Source organism: Candidatus Seongchinamella marina (assembly GCF_026262685.1).
GTDB classification, from domain to species: domain Bacteria; phylum Pseudomonadota; class Gammaproteobacteria; order Pseudomonadales; family Halieaceae; genus Halioglobus; species Halioglobus marinus.
Genome location: NZ_SHNP01000001.1, coordinates 607,757 through 623,771 on the forward strand (window position 1 = coordinate 607,757; position 16,015 = coordinate 623,771).

A 16,015-nucleotide genomic window follows, 5' to 3' on the forward strand; every position below is an offset into this window, starting at 1 on the left:
GAGACAGAGACTCCGGCATAGAAGGTGGGAATTCCCCTTTTGCAACAATCCATATTTCACAAACTGAGCAATATCCTTTGGGGCCTGGCGGTCATCGCTGTGGTCTTGCTGGCTATTTACGTGAGCTTGGGACGTGTGCTCAGTACCAACTTGCAGAGCTGGCAGAGTGAAGTGCTCGCTGAACTCAATAGTCGGGTCCCATTTTTGATTCGAGCGCAGCGTCTGGCGGGTGAGTGGCACTCATTTACCCCGGAAATCGTATTTCACGGCCTGGAGTTGGATTTGCCCGAGAGCGATGCTGTGCCGCTGCAATTATCGGGTGGTCGCATCGGCATAGATGTACTGAAGACCCTTTCCAGCCGCAGCCTGCAGTTTACTTCGCTGCAACTGGACGGGCTGGAATTGCGGGGTGAACTGACCGCCGAAGGAAAATTTATCATTCCTGGGCTCAGCGGTAATAGTGGCGAGTTGGGCGAATGGCTGCGCGAGTTCTTGCTCAATATTGAATACATTACCCTGCGCGATAATGCGTTAAAACTGTTGCTGCCCAGTGGTGAGAGGCGGGAGTATTCCCTGGATTTGCACCTGGCGCGGGATGGCAGTGGGCGGCAACTGACTGCGGACATGCTGTCTACTGCAGGGACCGATATTCACTTGGTCGGCAGGGGTTTGGGCAACCCTTTCCTGCCCGATGAATTTGAGGGCGTGCTATACCTCAGGCTGGATGCCGGCGACCTGGCTGCGATTGAAGATATGTTGGTCGCGGAGCCTGAACTCTGGATGGAGGGGCGCCTGGACAGCGAAGCGTGGTTATCCTGGAACCGCGGCAAGGCCGATTTTGAAATAGACCTGGATATCTCAGATCTGGTCCTGCGCCCTCGCGAGGGAGACTGGTCAGTGCCACTGGACGCCCTGTCGTTGCAGGCCAGCGTCCAAGAGTCCAGAAACCGCTGGACCTTGTTCACCAACAAGCTCAGCGTGAGCCTGGATGATGTCGAAGCCAGTGTTTCCCGGGTGCAGGTGGACAGCTGGGGTAGCTCCCTGAGGCTGCGAACCTCTGCCCTGGATCTGCAGCCATTCAATCGGCTGATGCAGAAAATCCCATCAATCCCGGAAACCTTACGCTCGGTGTTTTCGACATTGGCGCCAAGAGGTGAATTAAGTGCGTTGCAGGTCAGCTTGGGGGATTTAGCCAGGCCCTTGTCTGAATGGAATGTGGAGGGTAATTTTGATCGCCTGGAGGTGGACTCCTGGAAAGGTGCGCCGGGTATCACTTCGGGCACAGGATACTTTGAGCTTTCCGAGGCAGGCGGCTATGCAGTTATCGATAGCCAGCAATTTACGATGGATTATCCTACGCTCTATAGTCAGCCTCTTTATTACGACGATTTTTACGGGACCTTGAATCTAAGCTGGGACGAAGACGCTCTGTTACTGCATAGCGGCTTGATTACCGCCAATGCAGTAGAGGGTACAGCGAAGGCCCTGTTCGCCCTCAACATCCCCTTTACCAAGACCGAGGTCGGGTTGGAAATGGACCTGATGGTAGGTCTTTCCAACACCCACCCTATCCATCGGGTGAAGTACATTCCTTACACATTGAACCCAAGCTTATTGAACTGGCTGGCAGACGCAGTCGGCGAGGGCGATGTTGAACAGGCTGGTTTTGTCTGGCGCGGTAGCCTGAAACCTAAAGTCCGCGATTTTCGCACCGTGCAGCTGATGTTAAACGTAGACAATACTTCGCTGGTTTATCACCCGGACTGGCCGGCGGTCAGCGGCTTGCAGGGAATCGTATTGCTTGACGATACCAACGTCAGTGTTTGGGCCGAAACGGCCGAATTGTATGAGTCGGAGGTTGAGCATTTATCGGCCGAGGCATGGATGGGTGCCAATTCGCAGATGCAGCTCGCCATCGACGGGCGGGTAGCTGGTTCAGCCAATGACGCTTTGCGTGCGGTGAATGAGTCTTTGCTTGGGCGGTTAAGCAAAAATGCTTTTGCCCAATGGACCGCCGACGGTAGCGCGGAGACAGCGTTAAAATTACAACTTAATCTGGCCAACAAAGAAGTGCCGCCAATTGTTGATGTGAAGGTGGATTTTGCAGACCTGGACCTTTTGGTAAATCCCGGCCGCTTGCCTATCGAAAGCATCAACGGACTGTTGCAATATCATTCAGATGCTGGCTTCAACGCCAAGGAACTGGTGGGTCGAATTTGGGGTGAGCCTGTCACGCTGATCGTTGGACAGCGGTCTTTGTTGGGAGACAATGATGTGTTCGAGTTTACCCGGTCGGCTGTCGAAGTCGATTTTCGTTCCCGGGTGGACACTAAAGACTTGCAGCGCTGGTTAGAGCTGGATGCACTTGCGCTGGCCAGCGGGAAGGCTGATGTGCAGGGACAGGTTGCGGTAGTGCCAGGTGAGGTGCCATTGCTAACTGTGAGTTCCACCCTTGAAGGCGTGGCCTTGGCTATTCCGCAGCCGTGGACCAAGCTTGAAGAGACCAGCGAACCGCTTGAGCTGGCGCTTTCGCTGGGGGGAGAGCAGATGATCCTGGGTGTCGCTCTGGGCGAGGAATTGTCCCTAAAGTTAGATATTACTGGCGGTGGCCTGAATGCTGCTGCTCTTGGTGTGTCTGTGCATCCGCCAGATCTGCTGGCAGGTCAGGTGCAGGTTGGTGGCGTCGCATCGCTGGTCGATGTGGAGGGCTGGATTGATTTCGCCGCTCGCTATTTATTTGCGGAGCAGGCTGCGAGCCCGCTTCCGCCCGATCCTGATGCTTTGCCCTCAGGACCCGATCCCGCAGCTGTTTTAGCAAGAAAACCAAGCGCATTGCGTCTGGTCATTGATGAAGCCCATGCCGATCGGCTAGTGCTATGGGGCAGTGAGTTCGATGCAGTGAACTTCAGTCTGGACCTTGATGGCGCCGGCTGGGAGGTTCGGGGAAGTACAGAATGGTTGCAGGGAATGTATCGACAACCGGCACAGGGCAGGGCCAGCCTTGTCCTTGATCACGTGGACCTGTCGCAGCTGGCGGACCGTGATGATGAGGCTGCCGAAGCTAAGCAAGAGGCTCCGCGACTTTTTGAACTTCCAACTATCGATGTGTCAGTGAAGGAGGTTTGGCTTGAGGGCAAGGTGATTGGCGATTTACAAATGTCGCTGGAATCTGACGGCCCTGTTGTTCGCGCTAAGGGTATCCAAGGTCAACTGGCAGGTCTGCAGCTGTTGCCCGAGCAGCCCGCTGAGTTAACTTGGAACCAGGGTCAAAATAGTGAACTGCAAGCGATGTTTCATTTTTCTGACTTCGGTGACACCTTGGATCAGTTGGGTTACGCACCATTTCTTGAAACGAAGAAAGGCCAACTGGAGTTGCAATTGACCTGGCCGGGTGCCCCGCAGACAGTTTCTCTTGCGAGCCTCAACGGAGCACTGAAACTGGACGTTGAGCGCGGGCGGTTTTTGGAGACACCGGCAGGCACCGGTGCCTTGCAAGTAGTTGAAATTGTCAATCTGGCGAATGTGCTGTCCAGTCTAAGCTTGTCTCACATGTTCGAATCGGGAATCAATTTCCACAGCATGGACGGAGAAGTGCTCTTCCACAGCGGGACGCTGGAGGTGCCTGGCCTTAATGTCGAGGGGAGCTCAAGTACTTTTGCGGTGAGCGGCTTGTCAGATGTTGCCAGTCAGACCCTTGACGCAGAGCTCGTTGCCACCCTGCCTGTGGCTAACAACCTTCCCTGGGTAGCAGCGCTTGCCGCCGGGTTGCCGGTTGCAGCAGGGGTGTTTGTGGTCAGTAAGGTATTCGAGAAGCAGGTAAATCGCCTGTCCAGTGGTATTTATAGTATCAAGGGAACGTGGGACGACCCGCAGATTAATTTTGATCGAATCTTTGATGACGAATTGCGACCCTCCGAGGGCGCGCCCGTCGCGACAGACTCCAGTGCCTCCTCTGTGAATGCATCTGTCGGTGACTCGTCGCTTGATACTCAAGAGCCGGCCGATACGGCGGAGCCTGATTCTCTCGACCCCGTTTCTCTAGAACCCAATGTCCCTGAGATTGTGCCCGCGCAAGAACCTGTTGATTTTCAGGATCCCGATGAACCAGCTCCATAATTTTCCAATAGTTCTCGCAGGTAACGAAACAGCTTCCGGCTGGCCGCAGGTGGTTTGTTCTTTTGCTGCTCCCGTTGGTGTTGCAATACCAGCTGCCTGACATGCTGACGATCAGCTTCTGGCCAGAGGTTTAGTACCCGTTCTACACCGGGCATACCTGCTGCGAGGATTTCGTCCCGCAATTGCTCCAGCCGATGGAAGGCTTCATTGGCTTCCCTGGTCGGTCTGCGCATCGATTCCAGTGCCGCCTCTATGGGTTCAGGGTCAACCTCTCGCATCAACCTGCCAATGAACTGCATATGGCGACGCAGAGCATTTTTGCTGCTGATACGTCGTGTTTCCCGCAGTGCCGCTAGCAGTTTTTCATTCTCTATCGGCATAAGGGATAACTGTTTATCGTTCAATTCCGTGAGGGTTTTCCCCAGGGCCTGCCGAGCGTGCATTTGCCGTTTTACTTCTGATTTACTGGGTCCCTCTTCCAGCTCTTCTTCATTGATTTCTTTATTTTTACGCATAGAATAATGTCGCCAGGCCCAGGAAGGCCACGAAGCCGACCACGTCAGTGACGGTAGTCAGAATGACGCCGCCTGCAAGTGCGGGGTCGATATTGAAGCGGGTAAGCAGCAGCGGCAGTGCCGCTCCGGTAAATGCAGCAGTTACCAGGTTGATCATCATTGCGGCGGCGATGATCAGTCCGATATGCCAATCATCGAACCAGAGCGAGGCTGCGACGGCTACCACTGCAGCCCACAGTATCCCATTGAGAAAGCCAATAGTGACTTCCCGGGTCAGCAGCCAGGTTTGATTGTTCTTGCCTACCTGGCCCATGGCGATGCCTCTCACCAGCACGGTCAGGGTCTGGGTGCCGGCAATACCGCCCATGGATGCAACGATTGGCATTAATACCGCCAAGGCCACGACTTTTTCGATAGTGTCATGGAACATATTGATCGCAGCTGCGGCGATGAATGCGGTCGCTAGATTGATTCCCAACCAGATGGCCCGTCGGGGAGCTGCCTTGGATACAGGGGCGAAAGTATCTTCTTCCTCGTCCAGTCCCGCCATCGACATGAACGAGTGGTCTGCGTCCTCTCGGATGACATCAATGACATCATCAATGGTTATCCTGCCCAGCAGCTTCCCGCTGTCATCGACAACCGGTGCCGACACCCAGTCGTTGCGTTCGAAGAGTCGCGCCACTTCGTCATCGGGTGTGTTCACGGGGATGGGATCCACATCAGTGGCCATCATCTCCCGAACGGTGGCGCTTGGATCTGCGACCAATAACGTACGCAGCGGCAGCAAACCAATGAATTGATCTGAGCGGTTGACGACAATGAGGTTATCCGTCATCTCGGGGATTTCTTCGTGGCGACGCAAGTAGCGCAGCACCACATCCAGGGTCAGTCTGGCGCGTATGGTAATCGCGTCGGTGTTCATCAGGCCGCCGGCCACATCGTCTGGGTAATGCATTACCCGCTCCAGGCGTGCCCGGTCCTGGTAATCCATGGCATTGAGAACTTCCCGGGTTACTCTGTCGGGCAGTTGCTGGAGAATGTCGGCAATATCATCATCTTCCAGGCTCTCAGTAATGGTCGCGACTTCGGCGGCGTCCATCCGGGAAAGGAAGTCAGCTTGCAAGTCATCTGAAAGTTCACCGAGAACCTCGCCCTCGAGGTCTACCTCGATGAGTTTCCAGAGAATATTTCTGAACTTGGGTGGCGATGATTCCAGCAGATGAGCGATATCGGCCGGCGGCAGGCCGTTGAGCATGCGACGAACGTCGACAAAAGCCCCGCTGTCCAGTGCCAGCGTCAGCTTGTCAAGAGTATCCTGCGGTGTGGCCTTGTTATGGGGCATGCCGTTCGTTCCATCTCATCTGCGGGGTGAAGGGCCCGCACCGAAGATTATCCGCGAAACGGACTACGGCAACAACGGGATTAGTTACGCCGGTGAAGCCTACTCAGCTTCATCGAAGCGATTTCCGATTAAAGTAACTAGGGCCTCCAGCGCAGCTTCCTCGTCAGCGCCTTCGACCCTGATATCCAGCACCGTCCCTTTGCCTGCCGCCAGCATCATCACTGACATGATGCTCTTGGCATCTACCATATTGCCTTCTTTGCCCGCCTGAATGCTGCTGGAATAGGCCGAGGTGCAGCTGACAAATTTGGCTGCCGCGCGGGCGTGCAGGCCCAGTTTGTTGATAATAGTCACCTGGGTTTCAATCACTATTGCAGCTCCCTGTGTCGGATGTGAATGCCCGGGTATGACCCGCCGTAGTGTCGGAATAAACGATCCGCCAAGTATACCGAACGATGCTGGCCACCGGTACAGCCTATGGCGACGGTCATATAACTGCGATTACTGTCCCGATAGTGGGGCAACCACCGATCTAAAAAACTGCTTATGTCGAGGTATAACTCGGCAGTAGTCGTCTGCGCTTCGAGAAATTCCCGAACTTCTGCATCCAGTCCATTCTTGAGACGCAGCTCTTTCACCCAGTGGGGGTTGGGCAGCATGCGTACATCGAAAACCAAATCGGCATCGGTGGGTATTCCACGCTTGAAACCAAAGGACTGGATAAGAAGCGACATACTCCCGCTCTCTGCGCCTAACAGCCTCTGCTTAACAGCGTCTCGCAGCTCATAAATGGTCATTTGGCTCGTGTCCAGTACGAAAGATGCCGCGCTGGAGATTGGCTCCAGTAGCTGTCGTTCCTTATCAATGGCTTCAGCGAGAGGCATGCTGTCAGAACTGAGGGGGTGCTTGCGACGAGTTTCCGAGAAGCGTTTTATAAGTGCCGACTCCTGGGCGTCAAGGAACAGCACTTCTGAGTTTACCGAGGCTGGCAGTGAAGCCATTACCTCGCCGAAATTGGCCAGGTCCTTCCAGGCGTTGCGTGCGTCAATGCAAACCGCCGTGCCGCGAAAGTGGCCGAATTCTTCACTGCTGGTTTTTTCCACCAGTGATGGAAGCAGTGAGACGGGAAGGTTATCGATACAGTAGTAACCCTCATCTTCCAGTTGGTTGAGGGCTGTACTTTTGCCTGAGCCCGAGCGTCCGCTGATGATGATAAGCTGCATTCAGGGTGCGACCGCTTGAGCTTGCGTGGCGAGCTTGAACAGCTCATCCGAGCCCTGGACTTTACGCAGCTCATCGCAAAATTTCGGCTGGCTGAATAGTCTTGCCAGTCCCGCCAGGGTCTCAAGGTGCTGCTGATGGGCCTCTGCAGGTACCAACAATGCGAATACCAGATCTACTGGCTGGTTGTCAGGCGAGTCGAAATCGATGGGTTCTGCAAGTGTAAGCAGTGTTCCTGTGGGCTGGCTGCAATTATCAATACGACAGTGCGGTATGGCGATGCCTTCACCCAGCCCCGTGCTGCCCAATTTTTCGCGGGCAACGAGTTGGCTCAGGACCTCGTCGTAAGAAAGGGAAATCTGGTCATCGCTGATCAGGCGCGCCAGCGTTTCAAATAAACGTTTCTTGCTGACACCCGGAACCTGGCTTGCGGTGCGTTCCGGGGTCAGTAAATCTGCTAAGGGTTGCATGGGGTTATCGATATCTGCCTAGTGTCCGCGGGTTTTTTCTTTGTGCTTTATTAACTGTCGGTCCAACTTGTCGACCAGGGAGTCAATGGCGGCATACATGTCTTCGGATTCTGCATGAGCGAATAAGTCGGCACCGGATATATGTATGGTGGCCTCAGCCTTTTGAACCATTTTTTCTACAATCAGAGTCACCTGAATATTGGTGATCTGGTCAAAGTGTCGTTGCAGTCGCTCGAACTTGGTGTCCACATATTCCTTCAGAGGCTCGGTAACCTCTACATGGTGTCCGCTGACGTTTAGTTGCATATTATTGCTCCTTCTTCAGGTTAACCCGGCTAAACCGGTACCGGCACTGCCGGATTTTTCGATTTCAGTCTGCTACTGATAAAGTTTAGACCACTGTTAGCAAGCAGCGGTTCTTTTCGTCCGTTCTAGCTGGTCATCAACTAGCCCAACCTCTTGCGTTCGTTTGAGGGCGGAATCATTAAGGTTTCCCTGTACTTGGCGATGGTACGCCGGGCCACATTGATTCCCTGTGCCTCTAATAATTGAGTAATTTTGTTATCGCTGAGTGGCTTGCGAGGGTTTTCGGCTGCAACCAGCTTTTTGATAAGGGCTCGAATTGCGGTGGATGAACACTCGCCTCCAGCGGCGGTAGAAACGTGGCTGGAAAAAAAATACTTGAGTTCGAAAATACCCCTGGGCGTGTGCATGTACTTTTGGGTAGTCACTCTAGAAATTGTGGATTCATGCATTTCAACGAGTTCGGCAATGTCTGCCAGCACCAGCGGTTTCATCGCTTCTTCACCGTATTCCAAAAAGTTGCGTTGACGCTCCACTATTCTGGTGGCGACCTTAAGTAGGGTTTCGTTCCGGCTTTGTAGACTCTTCAGGAACCAGCGCGCTTCCTGCAGGTTATCTTTCAGGAATGTATTGTCGGCGCTGCTATCAGCACGCTTTATGAGACTGGCGTAGTCGTTGTTGATACGCAGTTTGGGCGCTATGTCTGGGTTGAGCTCCACTAGCCAGCGGCCTTCCTTTTTACTCACGAATACGTCGGGGACAACATATTCGACATCTTCCGGCGCAAAAGTTTCCCCCGGATTAGGATCCAGCGTTTGAATGAGAGCCAAGGCATCTTTCAGCTGCTCTTCATCAAGCCGGGTTCGTCTCATGATCTGGCTGAAATCACCGCTGGACAGCTGCGGGAGGTGTCGATTGAGAATGAGTCTGGCCTGCTCCAGATGGGGGGTGCCGGGCGGCAGTTGCTGTAACTGAACGAGTAGACACTCTTGCAGGTCGCGGGTGCAGACACCGGTTGGTTCGAATTGTTGCAGCCGGTGAAGTACCGCTACAACTTCGTCCAGCTCCACATCCAGCTCGAGCTCGATAGACTCGTGTATTTCCACAGGTGTTGCTTGCAGTCGGCCATTGCGGTCAGTCGAGTCAATGATCGCCAGGGCGATCAGACGATCGGAGTCGGACAAGCGCGTCAGATTCAGCTGCCAAAGTAGCTGTTCGTGCAGGCTCTCACTGTGAGTGTTGCGGGACTCAAAATCCCCATCGGCGTAGCCGTCATTGGGCGGAGGCGCGGGAGCTGAGCTGGAGGGCAGTAAATCCTCCCACTGAGTGTCCACTGGCAGGTCATCGGGGAGCAACTCACTGCTGGCTGAGGCTTCCAGGGTCGTGCTGGTCTCGCTTTCGGGGTCTGTGCTGTGCTGCACACTCTCCATGGGGCCATCGCTCTGGCTGTTGACTGGCTCGCTGTCGGAGGCTTGGGCAGGGCCATCTTCTTCGTTGACCTCCAGCATAGGGTTGTTATCCAGCGCCTGCTGGATTTCCTGCTGAAGATCCATGGTAGAGAGTTGCAGCAAACGGATAGCCTGCTGCAGCTGAGGCGTCATCGTCAGCTGCTGGCCCAGTTTGAGTTGGAGCGATTGTTTCATCGAATGCTTGGCAAGGCCCTCAGGCGCCAGCTATTAGGCAGACGCCGTGGTGTTACAATGAGATCAGTTTAGCGTTGCCGATAGAGTCGTGGCAACTACTTGGCGCGAAATTTGCTTGTTGACAATCTTTGGGGGGTAGTTCTACTGCCGATTTTACAGTTGGAATTGATCTCCGAGGTATATTCTGCGCACATGTTCGCTGCCCAGGACGTCTTCTGCGGTACCAGAGGCAATAATATGCCCTTCGCCAACGATGTACGCTTTTTCACAAATATCCAGCGTGTCTCGAACATTGTGATCTGTAATCAGCACCCCGATTCCGCGATCACGGAGATGGTTAATAATGGTTTTGATGTCGTTAACGGAGATAGGGTCTACCCCGGCGAAAGGCTCATCTAGCAGGATAAAATCGGGTTCTGCCGCCAGCGCTCTGGCAATTTCAATACGGCGCCGTTCTCCGCCGGACAGCGCCTGACCCAGGCTGTCGCGAAGATGCTCAACGTGAAACTCTTCCAGCAGCTGGTCGCGCCGCTCCAGACGTTGCTTCTTGTTCAGATCCGGCCGAGTCTCCAGAATGGCGAGGATATTGTCGCCGACGGTGAGCTTGCGAAATATGGAAGCTTCTTGGGGTAAGTAGCCCAGGCCATGCCTGGCGCGTTCATGCATGGACAGAGGGGTGATATCTTCTCCATTGAGTTCTATGACCCCTCGGTCGGCCTGGATGATGCCAATGATCATGTAAAAACAAGTGGTTTTGCCCGCGCCATTGGGGCCCAGGAGGCCGACCACCTGACCGCTGTCGACCTGCAGGGAAACATCCCGCACCACTTCCCGACCACGGTAGGCTTTGGCCAGATTATTTGCCTGTAAACAAGCCACGTTAGCGCTCCTCTTCGCTGACCACTCCGGCCGGGATCACTACTTTGACGCGGCTGGACTCGCTGTTCTTGTCGGAGCCCGCCTTGACCAGTTGCTCATTCATCAGATAGTCGATTGAGTCGCCGGTGACGATTGACCCCTCTTGCTCGATATTGGCGTTTTCTCGCAGTTGGATGCGGTCTTCGGTCTTAAAGTACTCTATCGTGTTGGCGCTCGCCTTAATGGGTCCCTTTTCGAGTTCTGGCTGCTGTTGCAGGCGCGCGGGGCTGCCCGTAGCCAGTATGCGATCGGCTTCCTTATCGTCGTGGTAGATGGTGATCTGGTCTGCTTCGATATGCAGGCTGCCCTGGTCCATCCTGACATGGCCCTCATAGCGAGTGAATCCTTGTTTCTCATCACGCAGAGCTTCATCGGCTTCTATGCGGATGGGTTGATCCCGGTCGTCAGGCAGCGCAATGGCGGCGCCAGGGAGTAAAAAGACCAGGACGATGAGTACACTTGGCTTACGCCAATCAAGGCATGGGCGCATAAATGCTCTCCACATTGGGTTTCATGATGATGATTTCATCTTCCATTCTTACTACCATGCCGTCGGCTCTTGTCGAATTGTTGCCCTGAACTACGGTCACTTTTTTGTTTGAGCTTGCCACTTTGTTTTCCAGCTCTATGTCCAGGGCCTGAGTTTTCATGCGGGTGCCAGATTGATCGTGGATTAGAACGACATTCTTGCGCAGCAATAGCCGGTCAACCTTTTCATCAGTCCGGCCTTTGTCTGCGCTTGCCGACCAGCTGCGATCGTCGCCACTGTGAGCGAAAAACCTTGGCATAGTAATATATGAAAGGTGACGCCTGGGAAATTGTTCCAGTCGCTCCGCTTCCACGATGTCTGTGAGTTTGCCGCCTTCATCAAACGTCCATGCTCGCACTACTTCAAGGTAAGTTTTCGGGAGTTCATGGCGTCTGGCGCTGGTGTCAAGGTCTGGAGATTCCGCGGTCTCTGGATTCCAGTAATGGTTTGCTGCGAGCACCAGCACGATGGCCAGCAATATTTGCAGAGGCAGGCGGGGCACTAGTCGAAGTCCGCCAGACGTTGCTTCAGTGAGCCTCGCCAGCTGAGCAGTTGCTCGCAGGCTTGGCGCACAGCACCGGCGCCTCCGTTGAATTCACTGATCCAGTCTGCCGCCGCTCGTAATTGATCGGCAGCATCGGCAGGGGCCATGCCAATGCCTGCAGCCCGCACGGCGGCTAGATCGGGGAGGTCATCTCCCATATACGCGCATTGGTCGGTATTGAGTTGGCGATGAGAACAGATCTCTCTCAGCGCCGTAATCTTGTCCTCTCGACCCTGGACAACCTCGGCAATGCCCAGTTCCTGCGCTCTGCGGGCTACGATCTCGGAGCTGCGTCCGGTGATGATCACTACTTCGATTTCATCCTGCTGCAGCAACTTAATGCCCAGCCCATCCTTAATGCTGAAGCTCTTCAGTTCTTCGCCTTCACTGCCATAATAGATGCAGCCATCGGTCAGCACGCCGTCCACATCCAGTGCCAGCATCCTGATTTTTTGTGCTCGCATGCTCAAGTCATTCATTGTCATCAGGCTATTCCAGCGTGCAGCAGGTGCATGAGGTGGATGATACCGCGGGTTTCACCGCTATCATCCAGTACTACCAGCGAGGTGATCTCGTGTTCCTCCATAATGCGCAGGGCTTCGGCTGCGAGCATTTGGGGGTTTGCGGTTTTGGTGCTGGTAGACATTAACGACGCTATGGGGGTGTTATTAATATCGATCTGCTGGTCCAGAGTGCGTCGCAGGTCGCCGTCGGTGAAGATCCCTGCGAGTCGACCATCGGCATTCGTTACGGTAGTCATTCCCAGACCCTTGTTACTGATTTCGAGCAAAGCCTGGGACAGTGGGGTAGCTGCATCTACACTGGGCACCGAATCGCCAGTTTGCATGACGTCCTGGACTTTTAGCAGCAGCTTCTTGCCCAGCGTGCCCCCTGGGTGAGAGAAGGCAAAGTCTTCGGCAGTAAAGCCTCGTTGCTCCAGCAGAGCGATCGCTAGAGCATCTCCCATCACCAGTGCCGTGGTAGTGCTGGACGTGGGTGCCAGGTCCAAAGGGCAGGCCTCTGTTTCTACGCCGGTATTCAGGTGCGCATCGGCGGCAAGGGCTAATGTGGAATGCGGATTGCCGGTCAAGGCGATAACCGGCGATCCGAGGCGCTTGAGCAAAGGCAGTAAGGTGACGACCTCAGCAACTTCGCCACTGTTAGACAACGCTATGATGGCGTCTTCGCGAGTGATCATGCCCATGTCGCCATGGCTGGCCTCGCCGGGGTGAACAAAAAAGGCGGGTGTTCCCGTGCTGGCGAGAGTCGCGGCTATTTTGCAGCCAATATGGCCGGACTTACCCATGCCGGTGACGATCACCCGGCCCCTGCAGGCGAGCAACAGTTGGCAGGCCCGTTCGAAATCCGCACCAATACGCCCTGTCAGCGCGCTGACGGCTTCGGCTTCCATTGTGATGGTGCGCATCGCCGAGCTGCTGAAGTTACTGGACGGCTTATCCGTCATAGCGTGAGGCCCTGTTTCAAAGACTGAGGTACAGCCAGTAATAATACCCTGCGTAGAATGACACTAACAGCGTGCCTACGGTGCGCCCTACATAGGAATGCCCTTGTTTGGAATTACTGCGTTTGCGACTGATGAAAATCGCCAGCGCCAGGAATACCGTCAGGAAAGTCATTGTAGGGTAGTCGCGCACCAGGACAGCAGGGTCCAGGCTTTCCGGCCCAACAATGCCCGGGATGGCCATGACTGCCAGCAGGTTGAACAGGTTTGAACCAATCACATTGCCAAGCGCAATTTCAGTATGGCCTCGCAAGGCACTGGCGATGGTGGCTGCCAGCTCAGGTAGGCTGGTGCCTATCGCGACGATCGTCAGGCCAATAACCAGCTCTGAAACACCGATGGTTTCTGCAATAAGCACCGCGCCCCAAACCAGCATGCGTGAACTGGCGACCAAGAGAGCGAGGCCTAGCGCGAACGTGATCCAGGCACGAACTGGATTGAGGTGATGAAGGTACTCTTCCTCTGCTTCTTCGAGCAGGACTGCATCTTTCTGCTGGCTGCGCACCATGTACACAATGATTAGCGCGAGCGTCCCTAGCATCAGCCAGGCATCCAGGTTGGACAGCTCGTGGTCAATCAGCAGCACTCCGGCCCCAAGGGTCACGAGCAGAAGAACCGGCATTTCTTTTTTCATGCAGCTCTCATGCACCATCATAGGGGCGACGAGCACGGTGATTCCCAGCACCAGGCCCATATTTGCAATGTTTGAGCCGATAGCGTTACCGATAGCGAGATCTCCCGCATCGGACATGGCCGCAGTCAGGGATACCAGGATTTCTGGTGCGGAGGTGCCCAGGGAGACGATGGTCAGGCCGATGATAATGGGTGACATGCCCAAATTTTCGGCGATGGAGGCGGCGCCTGCGACAAACAGGTCCGCGCTCCAAATCAGGACGATAAAGCCGACCAGAATGGCTGCGGCAGCTAACAGCATAGACACCTGTTTCCTGTTAAAGTATGCGCCGCGCAACGTACTGGAACTGCGAGAGCAAGACTGTTGTCTCATACATCAGACGCAAGCCAGCATTGGGCGCTCGATTGGTTATCAAGAGCGGATTATACAGGGCGGTGCGATTGTGAATAGTAGCAATAATTTGTGGGGAGCAAAAATGAAGCTTAGATTACATTTTTCCTTGGTATTGGGCTTGTATTTACTGGCGATAGGCGTGAGTGCCCAGGAGCCAGCAACCGCCCATGACGTTGTTCGTGAAACCACTTCACAAGTGATGGTAGTTGTCCAGGAGGCTCCGAACTATGTGGACGATGACCCGGAACGTTATTATCAGCAAATCCAGGTCATTTTGGATGATGTGGTAGATTTTCGCGGTTTTGCGCGCGGTGTCATGGGGCCTTATGCCACCAGTGAGCGGTATCGCTCGTTGGACGAAGCTGGCAGGGAGCAATTGCGCGCTCAACTGGATCGCTTTACCGAGGTTATGCGCACTGGAATGGTGCGCACCTACGGCAAGGGCTTACTCGCATTTGGGGGTGCAAGCATTGAAATTTCAAAACCTTCACTGGATGAGGCCCAGCAGTCCAGGGTTTCTGTGGAACAGTTGATTTTTTCTGACGACGCGCAGTCCTACGTGGTGATGTATCAGATGGGACGCAGCAAGAGCGGAGAATGGCAACTGCGTAACATGATTATTGAGAGCATCAATCTCGGGGAAATTTACCGTAACCAGTTTCAGGCTGCGGCACGCAAAGAGAACGGCGCTATCGATGCCGTTATTGCACAATGGGCTGCCGTCGAAATCGATGAGTAAGCTGGCAGCAGTGGTCGCTATGGCAGCCATTTTCTCCTAGAATGCCGCTTCTTTGGTTGCCGGTCTGTTGTCCGGCGCCGATGCTAAATTTCGATACCCGATCTGGAGATCACTATGGACGCTGCTACCGTCAAGGTACTGCTACAGACGCACTTGCCCGACTGTCAATTTGAAGTTCAGGGGGAGGGTGCAAATTATGATATTACTGCCATTGGCGCGATGTTCGATGGATTACGCCCAGTGAAAAAACAGCAGTTGGTTTACGGCGCGCTCAACGCTGAAATTGCCGATGGCAGTATTCACGCTGTCAATATTCATACCTTCACGCCAGAAGAGTGGCAGGCGCGCAGCTGATACTCTAGGCCAGCCATTTGCCGCAGGCGAGCGACCAAATCAGGAAGATTTAGCGGGTCGATTGCGGCGACAAGAGTATTTAGAAAATATTGCAATTATTGGGGGCGGGTATCCGTCGTGTACCGGACTGACTATGAGTGAATCTATTACCATCGCCCTGACCAAGGGTCGAATTCTGAAGGAGACCCTGCCGATATTGGCCAGGGCCGGTATTGAACCGCTGGAGGATCTCGATAAAAGCCGCAAGCTGATTTTCGATACCACTGTTAACGGTGTGCAGCTGGTAGTTATCCGCGGTACAGATGTGCCTACCTATGTGCGTCACGGAGCCGCTCATGTTGGCGTGGTCGGTAAAGATGTTCTACTGGAGCACGGTGCCGAGGGTGTCTATGAGCCCCTCGACCTGGGTATTGCTCGATGCCGCCTGATGACCGCTGGCCCGGTGGGCTGGAAGCAAAGTGGTGCGCGTATCCGGGTGGCTACTAAATTTGTCAATATCGCCAGGGAATACTTCGCTCGCAAAGGCGTGCACGCTGAACTGATCAAGCTCTATGGCGCCATGGAATTGGCGCCGATGATGAATCTGGCAGACTTGATTGTAGACATTGTTGATACCGGTAATACGCTCAGAGCAAATGGCATGGAGCCGTTGGAAGAAATCGCCAGTGTCAGCTCTCGCCTGATCGTGAACAAGGCGGCCATGCGCTCGCGCTATGAGGGTATTCAGACTTTGATCGATAAGCTTGCCGCTGCCGTCGAGGAGCCCTGA

At 54.4% G+C, this 16,015-nt stretch carries 17 protein-coding genes; 4 read left to right on the forward strand and 13 right to left on the reverse strand.

Annotation, left to right across the window (positions count from 1 at the left end; translation table 11 throughout):
• The first annotated feature begins 39 nt into the window (after nucleotides 1-39).
• Nucleotides 40-4,116, forward strand: coding sequence for a YhdP family phospholipid transporter (locus EYC87_RS02645; RefSeq protein ID WP_279251496.1), 4,077 nt, complete (start codon nucleotides 40-42; stop codon nucleotides 4,114-4,116).
• On the opposite strand, the gene yjgA is transcribed toward EYC87_RS02645, so the two are convergent.
• The 13 genes from yjgA to EYC87_RS02710 form a co-directional block, all read right to left on the reverse strand.
• Entirely contained in the window at nucleotides 4,089-4,631 is a 543-nt protein-coding gene (gene yjgA / locus EYC87_RS02650; protein WP_007227410.1) for a ribosome biogenesis factor YjgA, read from the reverse strand. The two genes, EYC87_RS02645 and yjgA, sit on opposite strands and share 28 nt — an antisense overlap.
• Nucleotides 4,624-5,976, reverse strand: a complete 1,353-nt coding sequence (gene mgtE / locus EYC87_RS02655) for a magnesium transporter (protein ID WP_279251497.1) — start codon at nucleotides 5,974-5,976, stop codon at nucleotides 4,624-4,626. The genes yjgA and mgtE overlap by 8 nt, the downstream gene beginning before the upstream one ends.
• A gap of 99 nt (nucleotides 5,977-6,075) precedes the next feature.
• Nucleotides 6,076-6,345, reverse strand: a complete 270-nt coding sequence (locus EYC87_RS02660) for an HPr family phosphocarrier protein (protein WP_279251498.1) — start codon at nucleotides 6,343-6,345, stop codon at nucleotides 6,076-6,078.
• Nucleotides 6,345-7,199, reverse strand: a complete 855-nt coding sequence (rapZ, locus tag EYC87_RS02665; protein WP_279251499.1) for an RNase adapter RapZ — start codon at nucleotides 7,197-7,199, stop codon at nucleotides 6,345-6,347. The genes EYC87_RS02660 and rapZ overlap by 1 nt, the downstream gene beginning before the upstream one ends.
• On the reverse strand, nucleotides 7,200-7,667 hold the full coding sequence (ptsN, locus tag EYC87_RS02670; RefSeq protein ID WP_040539751.1) for a PTS IIA-like nitrogen regulatory protein PtsN: 468 nt from the start codon (nucleotides 7,665-7,667) through the stop codon (nucleotides 7,200-7,202).
• A gap of 18 nt (nucleotides 7,668-7,685) precedes the next feature.
• Nucleotides 7,686-7,973: a ribosome hibernation-promoting factor, HPF/YfiA family gene (gene hpf, locus EYC87_RS02675; RefSeq protein WP_279251500.1), complete on the reverse strand. Its 288-nt coding sequence runs from the start codon at nucleotides 7,971-7,973 to the stop codon at nucleotides 7,686-7,688.
• Nucleotides 7,974-8,113: 140 nt separating this feature from the next.
• A complete protein-coding gene (locus EYC87_RS02680) occupies nucleotides 8,114-9,613 on the reverse strand; it encodes an RNA polymerase factor sigma-54 (protein ID WP_279251501.1) in 1,500 nt (499 codons plus the stop codon).
• Between the two features lie 153 nt (nucleotides 9,614-9,766).
• Nucleotides 9,767-10,492 carry an LPS export ABC transporter ATP-binding protein gene (lptB, locus tag EYC87_RS02685; protein WP_007227611.1) on the reverse strand — a complete coding sequence of 242 codons (726 nt, stop codon included), beginning with the start codon at nucleotides 10,490-10,492 and terminating at the stop codon, nucleotides 9,767-9,769.
• Nucleotide 10,493: 1 nt separating this feature from the next.
• Nucleotides 10,494-11,021 carry a lipopolysaccharide transport periplasmic protein LptA gene (lptA, locus tag EYC87_RS02690; protein WP_007227408.1) on the reverse strand — a complete coding sequence of 176 codons (528 nt, stop codon included), beginning with the start codon at nucleotides 11,019-11,021 and terminating at the stop codon, nucleotides 10,494-10,496.
• The gene (gene lptC / locus EYC87_RS02695) at nucleotides 11,005-11,562 is read right to left on the reverse strand and encodes an LPS export ABC transporter periplasmic protein LptC (protein WP_279251502.1); all 558 of its coding nucleotides are present in this window, start codon (nucleotides 11,560-11,562) and stop codon (nucleotides 11,005-11,007) included. The genes lptA and lptC overlap by 17 nt, the downstream gene beginning before the upstream one ends.
• Nucleotides 11,562-12,089, reverse strand: a complete 528-nt coding sequence (locus EYC87_RS02700; protein WP_341474967.1) for a KdsC family phosphatase — start codon at nucleotides 12,087-12,089, stop codon at nucleotides 11,562-11,564. Before EYC87_RS02700 ends, lptC begins: the two co-directional genes overlap by 1 nt.
• The gene (locus EYC87_RS02705) at nucleotides 12,089-13,069 is read right to left on the reverse strand and encodes a KpsF/GutQ family sugar-phosphate isomerase (RefSeq protein ID WP_279251503.1); all 981 of its coding nucleotides are present in this window, start codon (nucleotides 13,067-13,069) and stop codon (nucleotides 12,089-12,091) included. Before EYC87_RS02705 ends, EYC87_RS02700 begins: the two co-directional genes overlap by 1 nt.
• A gap of 16 nt (nucleotides 13,070-13,085) precedes the next feature.
• Entirely contained in the window at nucleotides 13,086-14,060 is a 975-nt protein-coding gene (locus EYC87_RS02710) for a calcium/sodium antiporter (RefSeq protein ID WP_007227472.1), read from the reverse strand.
• A gap of 175 nt (nucleotides 14,061-14,235) precedes the next feature.
• On the opposite strand from EYC87_RS02710, the gene EYC87_RS02715 reads away from it, so the two are divergent.
• From EYC87_RS02715 to hisG, 3 genes are all read left to right on the forward strand, one after another.
• The gene (locus tag EYC87_RS02715; protein ID WP_279251504.1) at nucleotides 14,236-14,892 is read left to right on the forward strand and encodes an MlaC/ttg2D family ABC transporter substrate-binding protein; all 657 of its coding nucleotides are present in this window, start codon (nucleotides 14,236-14,238) and stop codon (nucleotides 14,890-14,892) included.
• 114 nt (nucleotides 14,893-15,006) lie between these two features.
• A complete protein-coding gene (locus EYC87_RS02720) occupies nucleotides 15,007-15,246 on the forward strand; it encodes a BolA family protein (RefSeq protein WP_007227270.1) in 240 nt (79 codons plus the stop codon).
• Between the two features lie 133 nt (nucleotides 15,247-15,379).
• Complete coding sequence (hisG, locus tag EYC87_RS02725) at nucleotides 15,380-16,015, forward strand: ATP phosphoribosyltransferase (protein ID WP_279251505.1); 636 nt, start codon at nucleotides 15,380-15,382, stop codon at nucleotides 16,013-16,015.